This is a genomic window from Bradyrhizobium liaoningense (genome assembly GCF_018130785.1).
Taxonomy (GTDB): domain Bacteria; phylum Pseudomonadota; class Alphaproteobacteria; order Rhizobiales; family Xanthobacteraceae; genus Bradyrhizobium; species Bradyrhizobium liaoningense_A.
Genome location: NZ_JAFCJT010000001.1, coordinates 429557 through 446759, shown reverse-complemented (window position 1 = coordinate 446759; position 17203 = coordinate 429557). Strand labels below are relative to the sequence as shown.

Below are 17203 nucleotides of genomic sequence, written 5' to 3'. Positions count from 1 at the left end.
GCAATTCCCCGGGCGCATCGATCGATACGAGTTGAGTCCCAGGAACCGGGTGAGGCTTGATCCAGATCAATCCCCGGCTGTCGTCTTGACGGCGGTCTAGGGGCCATGCACGAAATACGACAGCCGACGTTTGCGGAATGAGCGCTCTGGATATTGCTGCCAGCGCATCGCTGCGCCGCGATGAATCGCTTGAGGTCGCGCTGTTGCTCGCGTTCGCTGGTGGCTACCTCGATGCCTATACCTGGATCATCCACGGCGTCATGGCCAATGCGCAGACCGCCAATCTCGTTCTGCTCTGGGTCTATGGCTCGGCGGGCAATTGGGTGAAGGCGCTTCACTTCGTGCCGCCGATCCTCGCATCTGCCGCCGGCATCGTGGTCGCGGGGTGGCTGCGAGGCATGACGGGGGACCGGCCTGCGTGATCAGCACCCTGATCGAGATCCTGCTCCTGATCGCCATCGGCATCCTGCACAATCGGCTGCCGGATCTTGCGGGGACGCTGGGCATCTCTTTCGTCGCCGCAACGCAGACCGCGATCTTCACCAAAGTCGAAGGTGTGGTCTATAGCTCGGTGATGATCACGGGCAATATGCGGCAGGCGGTCGAGGGCGCGTTTGCTGCGATCGCGGGCGGCGATCGGCCGGGATCGCTGCGCCGCTCGGGCATGTTTGCAATGTTGTGCATCATGTTCGGTGTCGGAGCAGCCGTCGGGGCCTTCGCGACAAAGTCCTTTCCGAACCTTGCGCTCGGCATTCCCGTGGTCGCCTTGCTGATCGTGTTGCTGCGCTGCGAAGTGGCACGCAGCGAGGCCCGCACGTGAGCGCGCCGCCCGGGCAGCGAGCGAGCTGGCTGCGGCTCTTCCCGCCTTGGAACTGGCTCGCCACGTATCGTGGGGCGTGGTTGCCGTCGGATGCGATCGCCGGCGTTACACTCGCCGCTTACGCAATTCCTGTGTCGCTCGCCTACGCTGCGCTGGCCGGCTTACCGCCGCAGGTCGGTATCTACGGCTACCTGCTCGGCGGCATCGGCTATGCCCTGTTCGGCTCATCACGCCAGCTTGCAGTCGGCCCGACCTCGGCGATCTCGCTGATGATCGCCGGCACTGTCGGCTCGCTCGCCGCAGGCGACCCACTACGCTATGCGCAAATTGCAAGCCTGGCCGCCTTTGCGGTCGCGGTTCTGTGCTTCATCTCGTGGCTGTTCAAGCTCAGCGTTCTCGTTCGCCTCGTCAGCGACAGCATATTGGTTGGCTTCAAGGCCGGGGCAGGGCTCACCATCATCATGAGCCAGTTGCCGAGCCTGCTCGGCGTTGCCGGCGGCGGCCACAATTTCTTCGACCGCGCCATCAAGCTCGCCGGGCAGCTCGGTACCATCGATCCGATTGTGCTCGCGATCGGCGCGGTCGCGCTACTGCTGCTCTTGCTCGGCGAGCGGCTGCTGCCGGGAAAACCGGTCGGCATCACCGTCGTCGCACTCGCGATCGTCGTGGCGACGGTGCTGGGTCTCCCGTCTCTCGGTGTGCCCGTCACCGGGAAGATACCCGAGGGGTTGCCGGCTTTGGCGATGCCGACCTTCGGCCTGCTCGAATTCGACGATCTGTTTCCGCTTGCCGCCGGTTGCGTGCTGCTGGCCTATATCGAAGGCGTCTCGGCGGCCCGCAGCTTTGCCGCCAAGCACGGCGACCCGCTCGACGTCCGACAGGAGTTTTTGGGTCTTGGCGCCGCGAACCTCGCGGCCGCCTTTGGCCATGGCTATCCCGTCGCCGGCGGCCTGTCGCAATCGGCCGTCAACGACAGCGCCGGCGCACGGACGCCGCTGGCGCTGGTGATTTGCTCCGTGATGCTGGGGCTGTGCCTTCTGTTCTTTACCGGTCTCTTGACCAACCTGCCCAAGGGGGTGCTCGCGGCCATCGTCTTTGCCGCGGTCTATAAGCTCGTGGACGTGCGTGCGCTGCTGCGGATGTGGCGGGTCAGCCGGATCGACTTCTACGCGGCGGCGATTGCCTTGGTATCGGTGCTGCTGCTCGGTATTCTCCAGGGCGTCCTGCTGGCTGCGATTGCGTCGATCTTCCTGCTGCTGGCGCGCGCCTCGCGGCCGAATGTCGCGTTCCTTGGCCGATTGCCCGGCAGCGGCCGCTATTCCGACAGCGCCAGGCACGAGGACGTGGAGCCACTGGCCGGCGTCATCGCATTCCGTCCCGAAGCATCGCTGCTCTACATCAATGCTGAGACGATCCTGGAGACGGTCCTGATCGCGCTCCGGAGGTCGCCAGGCATCCGGCTGGTGGCCTGCGACCTTTCGGCGTCGCCCTACATCGATCTCGCCGGCGCGCGCATGCTGCACGAGCTCTACGACGAACTGGCCGTCCGCGAAGTCAGCTTTTGCATCGTCGGCGCGCATGCGCAGCTGCGCGACCTGCTGCGTGCCGAAGGGCTGGCGGAGAAAACCGACAGCGGCCAGTGGCTGCGGTCGCTCGACAGCGTCCTGGGCGACGATCCAGCCAATACGGCGCAACGAAGGGTCTGACGCCCCGGTATTGCGACGCAAAGAGCATCGTCCTGTCCGTCCGCCCGATCAGAATGCGCCACCGTTGATTTGGATCAATGGAGCGACCGGCCCCGCACTCACGATCCCGCGTCACCTTGCCTATGGGATCGGGAGAGCCGCATGTCCAAAGAAGCCAAGCCCGCGCAAAAGCGCATCGATCAGTTCTTCTCCGGGCCCGGCGGACGGGCGGACAACTGGCGCGATCTGGTGGAGGCCGCAAAGGCGTGGGTGCGTAGCGGAGATCGCGCCAAATATGACGCTGCGCTGGCCGATCTCTCAATAACGGAGGAATTTCACGGTTATCCCGGCCTTCACCTCATGGCAGCCCTGCGGGACGCGGCTGCGGCCGGCGATGCGGCGGGCTCACTCGCCCTTGCGACACGGATGATGCAGGCCTTGACGACGAGGTCGTTTCGCCAACATGCCGGCGACGGGAGCGCCAATGACGAGGGCAACGGCGACACCCCCGATCTGGTGCCGCAGATGTCCGGGCGGCATGGTGCGCGCCGACCCTATTTCGAGACGCTGATCGTCACCGGCCTCTCGTCCGGCAACTGGCCCGCGCTCGCCAACGAATGGCGCAAGCTGCGGCGGCCGGTCGATCCATTCGTCTATGAGCCGGTTATCGTCGGCAGCCTCGAAGATGCCTTCTGCGCCGCCATCCTGAATCCCAATCTCGCAGCCGTCGTCATCAACGAGGGCTTTGCGCTGCGCTCACGCCACGACGCGCCCGTGCTCCGCACGATGACCTCGTCGGCCGGGTTGAACGACGAGTCCGATGCCTCGGCGCTGCGGCTCGCCCACGTCATCAAGCGGGTCCGTCCCGAGCTCGACCTCTACCTGATGTCCAATCGCGACGTGGAGGCGATGGCCGGAAATCCCGAGGCCGATGTCGTCCGCCGCATCTTCTATTCGGTCGAGGAACTGCTCGAGCTGCATCTCTCGATCCTTGAAGGGGTGCAGGATCGCTACGACACGCCGTTCTTCGACAATCTGAAGAAATATGCACAGCGTCCGATCGGAACGTTCCATGCGCTGCCGATCGCGCGCGGCAAATCGGTCTTCAAGTCGGACTGGATCCGCGACATGGGCGAATTCTACGGCTTGAACCTGTTCCTGGCCGAAAGCAGCGCGACCACCGGCGGCCTGGATAGTCTGCTGGAGCCCACCGGCAATATCAAGAAGGCGCAGGACAAGGCAGCACGCGCACTTGGCGCCGATCGCGTCTTCTTCGTCACCAACGGCACCTCGACCTCGAACAAGATGGCGGTGCAGGCGCTGCTCGCGCCGGGCGACATCGCGATCGTTGATCGCAACTGCCACAAGTCGCATCATTACGGCATGGTGCTGGCCGGCGCGCAGCCGCTCTATGTCGAAGCCTTCCCGATGACGGAATATTCGATGTACGGCGCCGTGCCGCTGAAGACCATCAAGCAGGCCCTTCTGAACGCCAAGGCCGATGGCCGGCTCGATCGCGTCAAGCTGCTGGACCTCACCAACTGCACCTTCGACGGCCACATCTACAACACCCGCCGGGTCATGGAGGAATGCCTTGCCATCAAGCCCGACCTGATCTTCCTGTGGGACGAGGCCTGGTTCGGCTTTGCGCGCTTCTCGCCGTTCCTGCGGCGGCGCACCGCGATGGGCGCCGCCAACGAGATCGAGGCCTGGATGCGCGATCCGAGATCGATCGCAGCTTACGAAGCCCAACAAGCCACGCTCGGCAAGAATCCCTCGAACGAGGTGCTGCTCAAGACCCGGCTGATCCCCGATCCGCGCCAGATCCGCTTGCGCGTCTATCAGACCAATTCGACCCACAAGTCGATGTCGGCGATCCGTCAGGGCTCGATGCTCTCGGTCAAGGACGTCGAATTCCACACGGTCGAGCAGCAGTTCAAGGAGGCTGTCTTTACCCATGCCTCCACGAGTCCGAACCAGCAGTTGATCGCGAGCCTCGACGTCTCGCGGCGCCAGATGGAGCTGGAAGGGTATGGTCTGGTGGCCAATGCGATCGAGATCGCGCTCGCCATCCGTCACGCCGTCAACACCAATCCGCTGCTCTCGAAATATTTCCGTATCCTCAGCGCCGACGCAATGGTGCCGGCGCAATATCGCCAAAGCGGGTTCACCGATTATCTGGCGGCCGGCGCGAACTGGGCGAGCGCTCTGAAAAGTCTGGACGAGGATGAGTTCTGTCTCGATCCGACCCGCATGACACTGGTGTGCGGCACCGCCGGTTACGACGGCACCCAGTTCAAGGGCATCCTGGCGAACGACTACAACATCCAGGTCAACAAGACCTCGCGCAATTCGGTGCTGCTCCAGTCCAACATCAACAACACCCGCAGCGACGTGGCGCATCTTGTCAGGGTTTTGGCCGAGATCGCGGGCGAGGTGGATCGCGGCCTCGCCCAAGGCGGTGCCAATGCGAAGAAGACCTTCGAGGCACGGGTGAAGAGCCTGATGACCGACGTGCCCGATTTGCCGAACTTCTCGCACTTCCACCAGAGCTTCCGTGGCGATGCCGGCGCCAAGACCAATGAGGGTGATATCCGCAGTGGATTTTACGCGGCCTACGACGCGGCGGGATGCGAATATATCAGGCTCGCCGATCCCGAGATCGACCGCCGCCTGAAAGCCGGCCCTGACCTCGTCTCCGCCAGCTTCGTGATTCCCTATCCGCCGGGCTTCCCGATCATGGTGCCGGGTCAGGTGATCACCCAGGAGACCATCGACTTCATGCGCAAGCTCGATGTGAAGGAGATCCATGGCTACGACGCCAAGGAAGGCCTGAAGCTCGTACGCGTCGAAGCGCTGGCGAAGCTCGGCAAGCCCAAGCCCGGCGCACAGCCGAAGCTGAAGGCCGCGTCATAGTACGGGGCAGAATATTTAGGTGGCGAAGACGACCACCATGACCGAGCCCCAGGTCGTCAACAGGATGTTGGCGACCGGGTAGGCTGGCGTATAGCCCAGAACCGGGACAGGGCTGCCGGCACGTTCCTGGAGCGCGGCCATTGCAGCCGTCACGGTCTGAGCCCCGGTCAATCCGCCGAGCAGGAGGATCGGGTTCATCCGCAACACGAAATGGCCAAAGCAGAATCCGACGATCTGCGGCAGCAGGGTAACGGCCATTCCTCCCAGCAGGAGGCTGAGGCCGGTTTCGCGCAGGGCCGACAGGAAGATCGGCCCTGCATGGATGCCGGTCAGCCCGACGAAAGCTGCCAGTCCGAGCGAGGTCATCAAGCTGATGGCGCCGTCGGGAATTTGTCCGAACAGCGGGTAACGTGTGCGGAGAGCCCCGACAAAAAGCCCGGCGAGCAAGGTGCCAACGCTCGTACTGAGCGAGATATTGACGCCGCCGACGGAGAAACTGAGAAGAGTGCCAATGAGGCCGCCGCAGAAGATCGCAAGGCCCAACACGATGAAATCGATGCTGGTGCTCGGAGCGACGATGGCACCGATGCTCTTGGCTGCGGTTCGCACGGTCGGCTCGGGCCCGACGATCCGGAGCAGGTCGCCGCGTTGCAGGACGACGCCGGCTCCCACAGGAATCTGCTGACTCCCCCGGCTCAGCGAGCGCAGATAGAGGGAGCGGGTCCAGCTCTCTCGCGAGGCAGCTTCCAGTGTCATGCCTGCGAGCTTCGGATTGATCAGGATGACATCGGCAGAGATCAGGGGAATGTCGAGGAGTTCCCTGTCCTCGACTTCTTCGGCGCGAGGGCCGATCCATTCGACGATGACCTGCCGCGGTGCGGATAAGGCAACAAGGTCGCCGGCCGCCAGAACCGTGCTGGGATCCGCTTCGAGAAGGTGTTCTCCGCGGCGGATCCGGTGAATGAACAGCCGGTAATCCGGAATGCGGGCTTCCGCGGCTGCGACCGTCACCCCGACGAGGGCGGAGCGTTCGTCCAGTCGATAGGCGCGCAACTCGAATTTGCGCCAGGCAGACGCCAGGCCCGGCTTGGTGCGCGTGACGCCCAATGCCTGCTCGAGCTTAAGCGCCTCCGCCGGCAGATCGATTTTCAGGAGGGCGGGTGCAATCTGAGTGACGAAGAGGATGACGCCTGCATAACCGAAGATGTAGCAGACTGCGTCCGCCACCGCGATGTGGGAGACGAAAAGCGTGCGCTGCGCCTCGGGGATGGCGAGTCCGTTGATTGCGTCGGTCGCTGTTCCCATTGCCGCGCTCTGGCTAAGTGCGCCCGACATAAGGCCCGACGCGTAGCCGGGATCGAGTCGCAAAACCTTCGCAACGGCAATGGAGGTCGCAAGTCCTGTCAAGCATACGACGATGGCGAGTAGCATCGGCTTCAGCCCGTCGCGCTTCATCGATTGTGCGAATTGCGGCCCGACCAGATAGCCGACCCCAAACAGGAACAGCAAGAAGAGGAACGACTTGGTCATGCTGGAAACGGGGACGTGCGCGAAATCCCCGACCGCCAATCCGGCGAACAGCGCACCCGTGACCGGGCCCAGGCTGAACGTACCGATCTTGAAGCTTCCGATCCAGTAACCCGCGGCGATCACGAGGAAGAGCGCGAGCTCGGGATAACGGACGAGAAACTGCTCCAGCCAAGTCAGCATCTCTGGGCGGCCCGATCTCTACGTCATCAGCATAACGAGCACCATGCCCCAGATCGTCAGCAGTGTGTTTCCGACCGCGTAGGTGACGGTATAGCCAAGACCCGGAATCTGGCTCTTGGCGCGGTCGTTGATCATGCCGAGCGAAGCAGTGGTGGTGCGTGCGCCGGAGCAGCATCCGAGCACGATGGCGTCATGGAAGCGGAACACGTATTTTCCGACATACATTGCGAGGATCAGCGGCACGGTCGTCACGCCGACGCCCCAGAGGAACAGGCCGATGCCCTGCGCCTTGAGGCCGGCCACGAAGCCCGGTCCCGACGAGATGCCGACGATCGCAATGAAGACGTTCAGGCCGACCGAGTTCATGAACCAAACGGTCGGTGAAGGAATCCGGCCGAAGGTCGGGTGAACGGAGCGGAGCCAGCCGAAGAACAGGCCTGAGATCAAGGCGCCACCTGACGTGGACAGCGTCAACGGCACGCTGCCGATCTTGTAGACGATGGCGCCGATCAGCGCGCCGATCGCGATTGCGGCTCCGATGAAGGCGACGTCGGCCACATCGGTCGCGCGATCCGGGCGGCCGAGCATCTTTGTCGCGGCCGCCACATCCGGCGTGCGTCCCACGATGGTGACGATGTCGCCGCGATTGATCTTCGTGTTCGGCAGGATAGGGATATCAACGGCGATCGCACCCCGGGTGATCTTGCGGAGGAACACGCCGCGAGCGCCTGCCGTTCGCGACAACTCCTCCAGCGTCTTTCCGTCGACGTCCTTACTGGTCACGTAGACATCGACGCCCTCGATCGGCATCGCTAGCAACTCGCGATCGTCGACCTCTTCCGCTTGCTCGCCGATCAGACTGACGAGAACGTCGCGTCGGCCGGCCACAGCGACGACGGCGCCTGCGTGAATGACGGCATCGGCGGTGGCATCCGTGATCTTGCCGTCCTGCCTGATCCGCAGGACGAACACCCGATGGTCGGGTAGTAATGCTTCTGCCTGCTGCACGGTCTTTCCAACCACCGGACCCCGCTCATTGACACGAAAAGCGCGCACATCGAACTGGTGCCAGGCCGTTCCCGGACCGCCCGTCTGCTTCTTGCCCCCGTGCTCCTCCTCATATTTCTTGCAGGCCGTCTCGAGGTCGATGCCGAGCAGTGCCGGACCAAGCAGAGCCAGGACGATCGCGGATCCGACCGTGCCGAAGATATAGGTGACCGCGTAGGCGACCGGCATGCCGTCGAGAATCTTCTTGGTCTCTTCCGGCGACAGGCCGAGCCGGTTGATGGCATCGGTCGCTAGGCCCATGGATGCCGAGATCGTCTGCGAGCCGGCATAAAGTCCGGCGGCCGAACCGACATCGTAGCCTGCAAGCTTTGCTCCAACATACGCCGCGATCAGGCAGAACACGCACACAACGGCCGCGAAGATCGCCTGCGGGACGCCGTCCTGCGCGATGCCGCGCACGAATTGCGGCCCGACGCCGTAGCCGATGGCAAACAGGAACATCAGGAAGAAGAACGGCTTGAGCGGACCCGTCACCGTGATCCCGATCTGGCCGATGATCACGGCAGCGATCAGCGTCGCGGTGACGGCACCGAGCCCGAGGCCCTTGTAGGTGAAGGAGCCGAAATAGTAGCCCAGGGCCAAGGATATGAAGATTGCGATTTCCGGATAGCTCTTGAGCGTCTGAAAGAACCAGTCGATCATGATGTCACCCCTACATGCATCGGCATGCGCCCAACTCGCTCCGCGCCACGTCGGATGCGAAGATCCCGATAACGAGATCTGTAGCCGTATCGATCAACATGAGGCGATGGCCCGCATCCGACATGTTGATTTATGTCAATGGCCGAGCCTTGCGGCGTTCTCGGCGAGCGGCGCTAACAACATCAGCTCGCTGCGTTGCGGAACGGCGGCGCGTCACAAGACCTTTGAGCTAGATCAAGAGTCGCCATCGGCCGCCACTCATCCTGAACACGACGACGCAGGCGCGGAGCCTGTCCCACCTCGTTCCCACAGATCGCACCGTTCGGGAGTGTCATATGGCTGATATCTTGACGCTGAAGAAATTCGAGGCGCTGAGCCCGTTCGAGATCAAGGACGAGCTGATCAATCTCGCCAAGGCGACGTCGAAACGGACGCAGTCCGCGTTCCTGAACGCCGGCCGCGGCAATCCGAACTGGGTGGCCACCACGCCGCGCGAAGGCTTCTTCCTGCTCGGACAGTTCGCGATCACCGAGAGCAAGCGGGTCATGGACCACCCCGCCGGGATCGGCGGCATGCCCCAGGCCAAGGGCATTGCTGCACGCTACGAGGCCTGGCTCGCCCAGCACGCCGATATGCCGGGCGCGAGCTTCCTGTCGGAGATGCTGCCCTTTGCGGTCAAGAAGTTCGGCTTCGAGCCGGATGCCTTCGTCCACGAGCTCGTCGATTCCATCATCGGCGACAATTATCCCGTGCCTGACCGCATGCTGGTGCACAACGAGAAGATCGTGCACGAATATCTGATGTGGGCCGTGTGCGGCGAGCCACGGCCATCGGGCAAGTTCGACATCTACGCGGTCGAGGGTGGCACTGCCGCGATGTGCTACATCTTCAAATCGCTGAAGGCCAATCGCCTGCTGCTGCCGGGTGACACCATCGCGCTGGGAACGCCGATCTTCACGCCGTATATCGAGATGACGCACCTTGAGGACTACGACCTCAAGATGGTCGAGATCAAGGCTCCGCAGGAAAACCGCTTCCAGTTCACGGACGAGGAAATCAAGAAGCTGGAAGACCCGAAGATCAAGGCCTTCTTCATCGTCAATCCTGCCAATCCCTCGGGCATGGGGGTTAGCCCGGAGACGATCGCGAAGCTGACGACCCTGGTCAAGACCAAGCGTCCCGATCTGATGCTCCTGACCGACGACGTCTACGGAACCTTCGTGCACGGCTTCCGCTCGCTGCTCGGCGAGCTCCCGCACAATACGATCGGCGTCTACTCCTATTCGAAATATTTCGGCTGCACGGGATGGCGGCTCGGCGCCATCGCCATTCACGAGGACAACATCTTTGACAAGATGATCGCGAAGTTGCCGGATGCCGCGGTGAAGGCGCTCGACAAGCGTTACGGCCCCCTGACGCTGGAGCCGCGCAAGCTCAAGCTCATCGACCGCATCGTCGCCGATAGCCGGGATGTCGCGCTCAATCACACCGCCGGCCTATCGCTGCCGCAGCAGGTGATGATGAGCCTCTTCTCCCTTTCGGAGATGCTGGATAACAAAAAGGCCTATCAGGCCGCCTGCATGGAAATCGTCAACAAGCGGCTGTGGTCGCTGCTCGACGGCCTCGGTCTCGCCGACAAGCTCACCCCCAACCCCAATTATGATGCATATTACGGCCTGATCGATTTTGAATTCTGGGCGCGGAAGAACATTGGCGACAAGGCCGTCGACTACCTGAAGAAGAACGTTCATCCGCTCGATCTCGCGTTTCGACTGGCCGAAGCCCACGGCATTGTGTTGCTGAACGGCGGCGGTTTCGATGCGCCCGAATGGTCGCTGCGCGTGTCGCTGGCAAACCTTCCGGACGATGTCTACGACGATATTGGACGGGGTGTTCGCAGCATTGCGCGTGGCTATCGGGACGCCTACGAGGCGGCCGAGGGCCGCTCGAAGTAACGCGAACCAATGGGAGTGCCGGTCGATCCGGATCACTCCGATATCAACCCAAAGGAGAATGAACGTCATGAGGAAATCTGCCATCGCCGTCGCCTTGATGATCTCGTTTGCGGCCGCCGCCGGTTTCAGCACGCCGTCGCGTGCCGAGACCGGGCAGGTCGCCGTCGTCTTTACCAAGGGCGGCTTCGTCGTCGGCGTTGGTGGTGGCGAGGGTGTTTTGGTGTTGCGGGGCAAGAAATACCCCTTCACCGTGTCAGGCATGAGCGTCGGTCTCACGATCGGAGCCTCGACGACCAAGTTTGTCGGCCGCGCCCTCAATCTGAGGGGGCCGCAGTCGATCGAAGGCTCTTACGCGGTGGGCGGCGCCGGCGGCGCCGTCGCCGCGGGGGCCGGAGCCGTGCAGTTGCAGAACGCCAATGGCGTGATCCTTCAGCTCAGCGGCCCCAGGGTCGGCGCGGAGGTTTCGGCCGCGGTCGGTGGCGTCACGATCCGCTTGAAGTAGACATTGGAGATCGGGTCGCGTCATGACGCGGCCCGATCCTCGTCAGTATCGCTCGGTGACGCAGTTCATCCTGCGCAAGCCTGCCGCGTCGTTGTAACGTCGTTGTCGGACCGCTTCGGCTTCTTTCTTGATGCACTTGTGCGGGATGGCCTTCAGGAGATCGGAGATGCAGTTTAGCCGCGCCCGGCGCTTGTCGTCGGAGCGGATGATGTACCAGGGGGCGTGCTTCGTGCTCGTCTTTCTGAGCATCGGGTCGCGCGCCCGTGAATAGTCGTACCAGCGCCGGTAGAATTCCAGGTCCATCGGGCTCAGCTTCCATTGCCGGACCGGATCGTCGATGCGCGTCTTGAAGCGGCGCTCCTGCTCGTCCCAGCTCGACCTGGAGTTTCTCCAGTTCCTCCTCGTAGTCCTTCCGCTTCAGCCGCTCGGCAGGCCTTTCATTGGCCATGCCTTTTCGCTGTGTCGGGTCTCATGGGACAGAGCCGTACTCAATCACCCCAGGAAATCGTAATGCCGATGTCGCCCGGCACGCCGCCCGGGAAATCGATGATTTGATAGGCAATGCGATAGCCGCGCGGTTTGAGATAGTCGGTCCAGAGCTGGAAGATTTCTTTCGGAATCCCGGTCAGGGTGTTCTCCCAGCCCTTTTCCAGTTGGTTGATGGCGCGGCCCTTGTCGGTGCACAGCGTGTTGGGGAAGCGGTAGACCTGAACCTCGGTCAAGCCATTTCGCACCGCACGCTGGATGATGGTCGAGGCGAGCTTGATCTTCTCGTCCTCGGTCTTGCCAGAGGGCTTGCTGAGGCGTTCAATCAGGGCATGTTTCTCGGCTTCGGCGGCGGCGGCGAGGCGGGCATATGCGTCCGCTTTCTCGGCCTCCTTGAGGGCTGCTTCCTTGCGGATCTGCGTGGCACTGGGGATGAGATCATCGATGCCGGGCATGACAGGCGGCTCCTGTTTGGCTGTTGTGCGTCAGCTTCCAGCGGACGCTAGGTGGGGCCGTTCCAGGCTCGTTGATCCAGATCAAGCAATTGAGCAACCCGATACCGACACTGCGTTCGAAGTATTCAGTCAGACACGCGCCTGATCGGGAGATAACGTTGAACGAGCAGCTTCATCCGATGGCACCGCATCACCTGCCATTCTATCTCGCGCCGGGAAGCGGCGTGGATCCGCTGATGGTGGTGATGGGTATATTCCTGATCGGCACCCTGCTCTGGGTCGGAACCCTCTATTGGAAACTGCACAGCCTGCCCGAGCGGATGGCGCACAAGTCGCAGAAGCTGCAATTCGAGTTTGTCGCCGTGCTGGGCCTGATCTCGCTCTTTACCCATATGCACATCTTCTGGATCGCAGGCCTGCTGCTGGCCATGATCGACATTCCCGACTTCGGCGGTCCGCTGCGCAGCATCGCCGATTCCGTGGAGAAAATCGCGGATGCGGCGCCCGAAGACAGCGACGCGGCCACGCAGGCCAGCCCGCGACCGACAGGTGGCGACACGCCGCCTCCAGAAAAGCCGGGGCCCGCGAAGGAGAAGGAGCACAGCCATGTTTGAGCTGATGTTCTGCTCGCTGCTGACGATCCTGCCCGACTATCTCTACCGCCGCTACGTCCAGGGCAAGCGCTTTGGCAAGGAGATCACCTTCTTCTCCGTCTGGTACGAGCTGCGCTGGGGCATTACCGGCTGCCTGATGCTGACGGTGTCGCTGATCACCATGATCTTCTATTTCCATCCGTCGACATCCAGCGCGACGCTTTATTTTCGCACCGTGCCGATCCTGCCTGAAGGCTCGGGGCGCGTGGCCGAGGTCAAGTTCGGATTCAGCGCGCCGGTGAAGAAGGGCGACGTGCTGTTCACGCTCGACGCCTCGAAGCAGCAGGCCGCGGTCGAGACCGCCAGGCGCAAGATTGCCGAAGTCGATGCCGCCATGCAGACGGCACAAGCTGACGTGGTCAAGGCCGAGGCGCAGATCGGCGAAGCGAAGGCGAATTACCAGCAGGCCAAGGACGAGCTCGACGTCAAGACCGAGCTGCAGCGCCGAAATCCCGGCATCGTGCCGCAGCGCGATATCGAAAAGCTTCAGGTACTGGTCGACCAGCGCCAGTCCGGCATCGATGCCGCGACGGCCGCGCGGCAGTCGGCGGCCTTGCAGGTCTCGACCTCGCTTCCAGCGCAGAAGGCGAGTGCCGAGGCGGCGCTTGATCAGGCCCAGGTCGATCTCGACAAGACACAAGTCCGTGCCGGCGTCGACGGGCGCGTCGAGCAGTTCCTTGTCCGCTCCGGCGACGTCGTCAACCAGTTGATGCGGCCGGCGGGAATCCTGATTCCGACGGAGGCCGGCCGAACGTTCCTTCAGGCCGGCTTCGGTCAGATCGAGGCCCAGGTGATGAAGACCGGCATGGTGGCGGAGGCGACCTGCATCTCGAAGCCGTGGGTCATCATCCCGATGGTGATCACGACTGTGCAGGACTACATCGCCGCCGGCCAATTCCGCTCCGGCGAGCAGTTACTGGAAGCACAGAACGCCGTTCGGCCCGGCACGATCCTGGTGTTCCTGGAGCCGCTCTACAAAGGCGGCCTCGAGGGCGTGACGCCGGGCTCGAGCTGTATCGTCAACGCCTACACCAGCAATCATGAAGAGATTTCCGCCAAGGACACCCCGACCAGCCGTAAGATCGCGCTGCACGTCGTCGACGGCGTCGGCCTGGTCCATGCCCTGCTGCTGCGCATCCAGGCGTTGCTGCTGCCGATCCAGACGCTGGTGTTGAGCGGGCACTGAGCACCCGTGACTGCATCCCCAGGGCCTGTTGAAGCGGTGCATTTCCCGCTAGAATTGCCGCCAATGGCTAGACAGTTCGTCGGTGGAGGCGGATGAGCGGGCGCATGACCATCGTTTCGGTCAGGCCGTGGCAGGTTGCGGCCGCGTGGTTTTGTCTCGTCCTGCTGCTCGCAACGTGCATCCCGTGCCGGCCGGCCGGCGCTGTCCAGCTTGGCGAAGCCCGCTATCGCGAACTCAAGCGCGTGCTGGTGCTGCACTCGTTTGGGCGGGAATTCCGGCCCTGGAGCGAATATGCGCGAAGCATCAAGGCCGAGCTGGAACGACAATCGCCATGGCCGCTGGACGTCCAGGAGCACACGCTGCTCATGGCGCGCTTCAACAATCCGGGTCCGGAGGCGCCCTTTGTCGAGTATTTGCACTCGGTCTACCAAGGGGCACTGCCTGACATCGTCGTGAGCATCGGCGCGCCCGCAGCGCGGTTCGTGCAGCGATATCGGCAGAAACTTTTTCCGGGCACGCCGATGGTCCTGACTGTCGTCGAGCAGCGGCTGGTCAATCGTTTCGAGCTCACCGACAACGACGTGGTCGTCGCGGTCCGCAACGATTTCATGGCCGCGTTCGAGAACATTCTTCAGGTGATGCCTGACACCAAGAACGTCGCCGTCGTGATCGGCGCCTCGCCGCTCGAGAAGTTCTGGATCGACGAGGTGAGGCGCGAGCTGAAACCGCTGGAAGGCCGCCTCGCGCTCACCTGGTATTCGGATCTCTCGTTCGAGGAGATACTGAAGCGGGGGGCGACGCTACCGCCGCACACGGCGCTGTTCTGGGGACTGATGTCGGTGGATGCTGCCGGCATCGTTCATGAAGGCGACTTTGCCTTGCGCAGACTGCATGCGGTCGCGAATGCGCCAATCTTTTCCTATCAGGAACCATTCTTCGGCGGCAACTCCGTCGGCGGCCCGATGCACTCGGTCGCCGAGACCAGCGCCAAGACCGTCGGCGCCGCCATCCGCATTCTCGGCGGAGAAAAGCCAGCAGGCATCAAGTACGATCCGATCGGATTTGCACCGCCAAAATATGATTGGCGAGAATTGCAGCGCTGGGGGATCAGCGAGAGCCGTCTGCCGCCTGATAGTGAAATCCTGTTTCGCGAGCCGCCCGTCTGGGCGCAATATCGCTGGCAGATGCTGCTGATCGCAGCAGTGATCCTGGTGCAGGCTGCTCTGATCAGCGGGCTGCTGCATGAGCGGCAGCGTCGCCGTGGCGCCGAGGTCGAGTCGCGCCAGCGCCTTGCCGAGCTCGCTCACGTCAATCGCTATTCGGCCCTGGGAGAAATGACGACGTCGATTGCCCACGAGCTGAATCAGCCGCTCGGCTCGATCCTGACCAATGCGGAAACGGCGGAGCTCATGCTTAAGGGTGCCTCGCCGGATCTCGACGAAATCCGGCAGATTCTCGCCGACATCAGGCGCGACGATCAGCGCGCGAGCGAGGTGATCCGCAGGCTGCGCAGTATCCTGAAGAAGACGCCGTTCGAGATCGCGAACATCGAGCTCAACGACACGGTGCGGGAGGCGATCGGTCTGGTGCGGGCCGTCGCCGAAGGTCGCCGGATCACGCTGACCTACACGCCCGTGCTGGCCGACCTGCGCGTCAAGGGCGATCCGGTCCAGCTTCAGCAGGTAGTTCTCAACCTGATCATCAACGCGATGGATGCGATTTCGGACGCGAGGAAACGCGAGGTTAGCGTCTGGACGGTGCGTGTCGGCAACGAGGCCGAAGTCAATGTCGTCGATACCGGACCCGGAATGGCAGCGTCCGATCTCGCCAACGTCTTCGATCCGTTCTTCACGACCAAGCCGCAAGGCATGGGGATGGGGCTCGCGATCGCCAAAACCATCGTCGAGGCCCATCACGGCACGATCAGTGCGACGAACCAGCCGGCGGGCGGGGCACGGTTCACGATCCGGCTGCCGCTTCTCCGCTGACAGCCGATGTCTTGGTTTCGATCAAGCCTTCAGTTGCAGCGAGGCGGTTTCCTTTCGCAGTTGCGTCATGGCGGGGCGGGGGCGCGGTTCGAGTTTGGGAGTGGTGGGTGGCCATAGGACGGCGTGAGTTCTTGTCGCTGGCGGGCGCAGCGGCTGTGGTCCCGGTCCTGGCGAGGGCCCAGGACAGATTACCGTCCGTCGGCGTCCTGACCGGCAATGTCGCCGGCGACCCCGGCGCGCTGATGCGTGTCGATGCCTTTCGGCAAGGGCTCGCCGATCGCGGCTGGATCGCCAATCAGAACTACCGGTTCGAGGTGCGCTGGCCGGGTCCAAATCCCGCGCGACAGCAATTGGAGGCGCTCGAACTCGTCGCTGGCGCGCCGGATGTGCTGTTGTCGACCAGCACAGGAACGACCCGGGCCCTGCGCGAGGCGACACAGAGAATTCCGATCGTCTTCGTTGGGCTGTCCGATCCGGTCGGGACCGGGCTCGTCGCCAATCTGGCGCGGCCGACCGACAATCTCACCGGCTTCTCGCTCTACGAACACTCGATGAGCGGGAAGTGGCTCAGCCTGTTGAAGGACATGGCACCGAGCATGAGCAGTGCGGCGCTCCTGTTCAATCCGGAGTCCTCGCCCTATGCGCCGTTCTATCTTCAGACCGCGCATCAGATGGAAGGCCGTCTCGGCCTCAAGGTCACCGGTGCCGGCGTGCGCAGTGGCGCCGAAATCGCAGCTGTGATCGAGACTGCGGCGCAAACCGGCGGCGGCCTTGTCGTGCTGCCGGATGGCGGCTTCTTCGGGACCCAGAGCGGGATGACGATCGCATTGCTGATGCAGCGCCGCGTGCCTGCGATCTTTGCCGTTCGCTTCTACGCAGTGAACGGTGGGCTCATGTCCTACGGCGCCGATCTCACCCAGCAGTTTCGTGACGGCGCCGGCTATGTCGATCGCATCCTGCGGGGCGCCGAGATTCGCACCCTCCCGGTGCAGTTCGCTACGCGGTTCGAGCTGGTCATCAACATGAAGGCGGCCAACGCCCTTGGCCTGACGGTCCCAAACCGGCTTCTGATGGACGCCGAGCTGATCGAATAACGCGCGGCTCCCGCGTTGCAGCAGTCGCGATGACCTCGTTTCG

The 17203-nt window shown here is 63.0% G+C and carries 13 protein-coding genes and 1 pseudogene; 10 read left to right on the top strand and 4 right to left on the bottom strand.

Translation table 11 applies throughout. The annotated features are described in order from the left end of the window. Positions 1–137: 137 nt before the first annotated feature. From JQ627_RS39590 to JQ627_RS02020, 4 genes are all read left to right on the top strand, one after another. The gene (locus tag JQ627_RS39590) at positions 138–422 is read left to right on the top strand and encodes a YoaK family protein (protein ID WP_312015725.1); all 285 of its coding nucleotides are present in this window, start codon (positions 138–140) and stop codon (positions 420–422) included. Beyond that, positions 419–820 carry a YoaK family protein gene (locus tag JQ627_RS39585; protein WP_312015724.1) on the top strand — a complete coding sequence of 134 codons (402 nt, stop codon included), beginning with the start codon at positions 419–421 and terminating at the stop codon, positions 818–820. The genes JQ627_RS39590 and JQ627_RS39585 overlap by 4 nt, the downstream gene beginning before the upstream one ends. Beyond that, complete coding sequence (locus tag JQ627_RS02025) at positions 817–2526, top strand: SulP family inorganic anion transporter (RefSeq protein ID WP_212482476.1); 1710 nt, start codon at positions 817–819, stop codon at positions 2524–2526. The genes JQ627_RS39585 and JQ627_RS02025 overlap by 4 nt, the downstream gene beginning before the upstream one ends. A gap of 141 nt (positions 2527–2667) precedes the next feature. Next, positions 2668–5421 (top strand): decarboxylase, encoded by a 2754-nt coding sequence (locus JQ627_RS02020; protein ID WP_212482475.1) that lies wholly within the window; start codon positions 2668–2670, stop codon positions 5419–5421. A gap of 15 nt (positions 5422–5436) precedes the next feature. Here the strand turns inward: JQ627_RS02020 and aspT (JQ627_RS02015) are convergent, their stop codons facing one another. Continuing rightward, a complete protein-coding gene (gene aspT / locus JQ627_RS02015; RefSeq protein WP_212482474.1) occupies positions 5437–7131 on the bottom strand; it encodes an aspartate-alanine antiporter in 1695 nt (564 codons plus the stop codon). A gap of 18 nt (positions 7132–7149) precedes the next feature. Further along, positions 7150–8841, bottom strand: a complete 1692-nt coding sequence (aspT, locus tag JQ627_RS02010) for an aspartate-alanine antiporter (RefSeq protein WP_212482473.1) — start codon at positions 8839–8841, stop codon at positions 7150–7152. Between the two features lie 335 nt (positions 8842–9176). Between aspT (JQ627_RS02010) and aspD the strand changes: the two genes are divergently transcribed. Both aspD and JQ627_RS02000 read left to right on the top strand, forming a co-directional pair. Next, entirely contained in the window at positions 9177–10796 is a 1620-nt protein-coding gene (aspD, locus tag JQ627_RS02005) for an aspartate 4-decarboxylase (RefSeq protein WP_212482472.1), read from the top strand. Positions 10797–10863: 67 nt separating this feature from the next. Next, entirely contained in the window at positions 10864–11298 is a 435-nt protein-coding gene (locus JQ627_RS02000) for a hypothetical protein (protein WP_212482471.1), read from the top strand. Between the two features lie 42 nt (positions 11299–11340). Here the strand turns inward: JQ627_RS02000 and JQ627_RS01995 are convergent. Beyond that, a pseudogene (locus JQ627_RS01995) lies at positions 11341–11667 on the bottom strand (polyphosphate kinase 2); the annotation flags it as partial. Between the two features lie 119 nt (positions 11668–11786). Then, positions 11787–12239, bottom strand: coding sequence for a hypothetical protein (locus JQ627_RS01990; protein ID WP_212482470.1), 453 nt, complete (start codon positions 12237–12239; stop codon positions 11787–11789). Between the two features lie 179 nt (positions 12240–12418). Here JQ627_RS01990 and JQ627_RS01985 point away from each other — a divergent pair, with 179 nt between their 5' ends. From JQ627_RS01985 to JQ627_RS01970, 4 genes are all read left to right on the top strand, one after another. Continuing rightward, positions 12419–12853: a hypothetical protein gene (locus tag JQ627_RS01985; protein ID WP_212483142.1), complete on the top strand. Its 435-nt coding sequence runs from the start codon at positions 12419–12421 to the stop codon at positions 12851–12853. Further along, positions 12846–14078 (top strand): HlyD family secretion protein, encoded by a 1233-nt coding sequence (locus tag JQ627_RS01980; RefSeq protein ID WP_212482469.1) that lies wholly within the window; start codon positions 12846–12848, stop codon positions 14076–14078. Before JQ627_RS01985 ends, JQ627_RS01980 begins: the two co-directional genes overlap by 8 nt. Positions 14079–14170: 92 nt before the next feature. Continuing rightward, a complete protein-coding gene (locus tag JQ627_RS01975; RefSeq protein ID WP_212482468.1) occupies positions 14171–16066 on the top strand; it encodes a HAMP domain-containing sensor histidine kinase in 1896 nt (631 codons plus the stop codon). A gap of 107 nt (positions 16067–16173) precedes the next feature. Further along, complete coding sequence (locus JQ627_RS01970) at positions 16174–17160, top strand: ABC transporter substrate-binding protein (RefSeq protein ID WP_312015723.1); 987 nt, start codon at positions 16174–16176, stop codon at positions 17158–17160. The last annotated feature ends 43 nt before the right edge of the window (positions 17161–17203 follow it).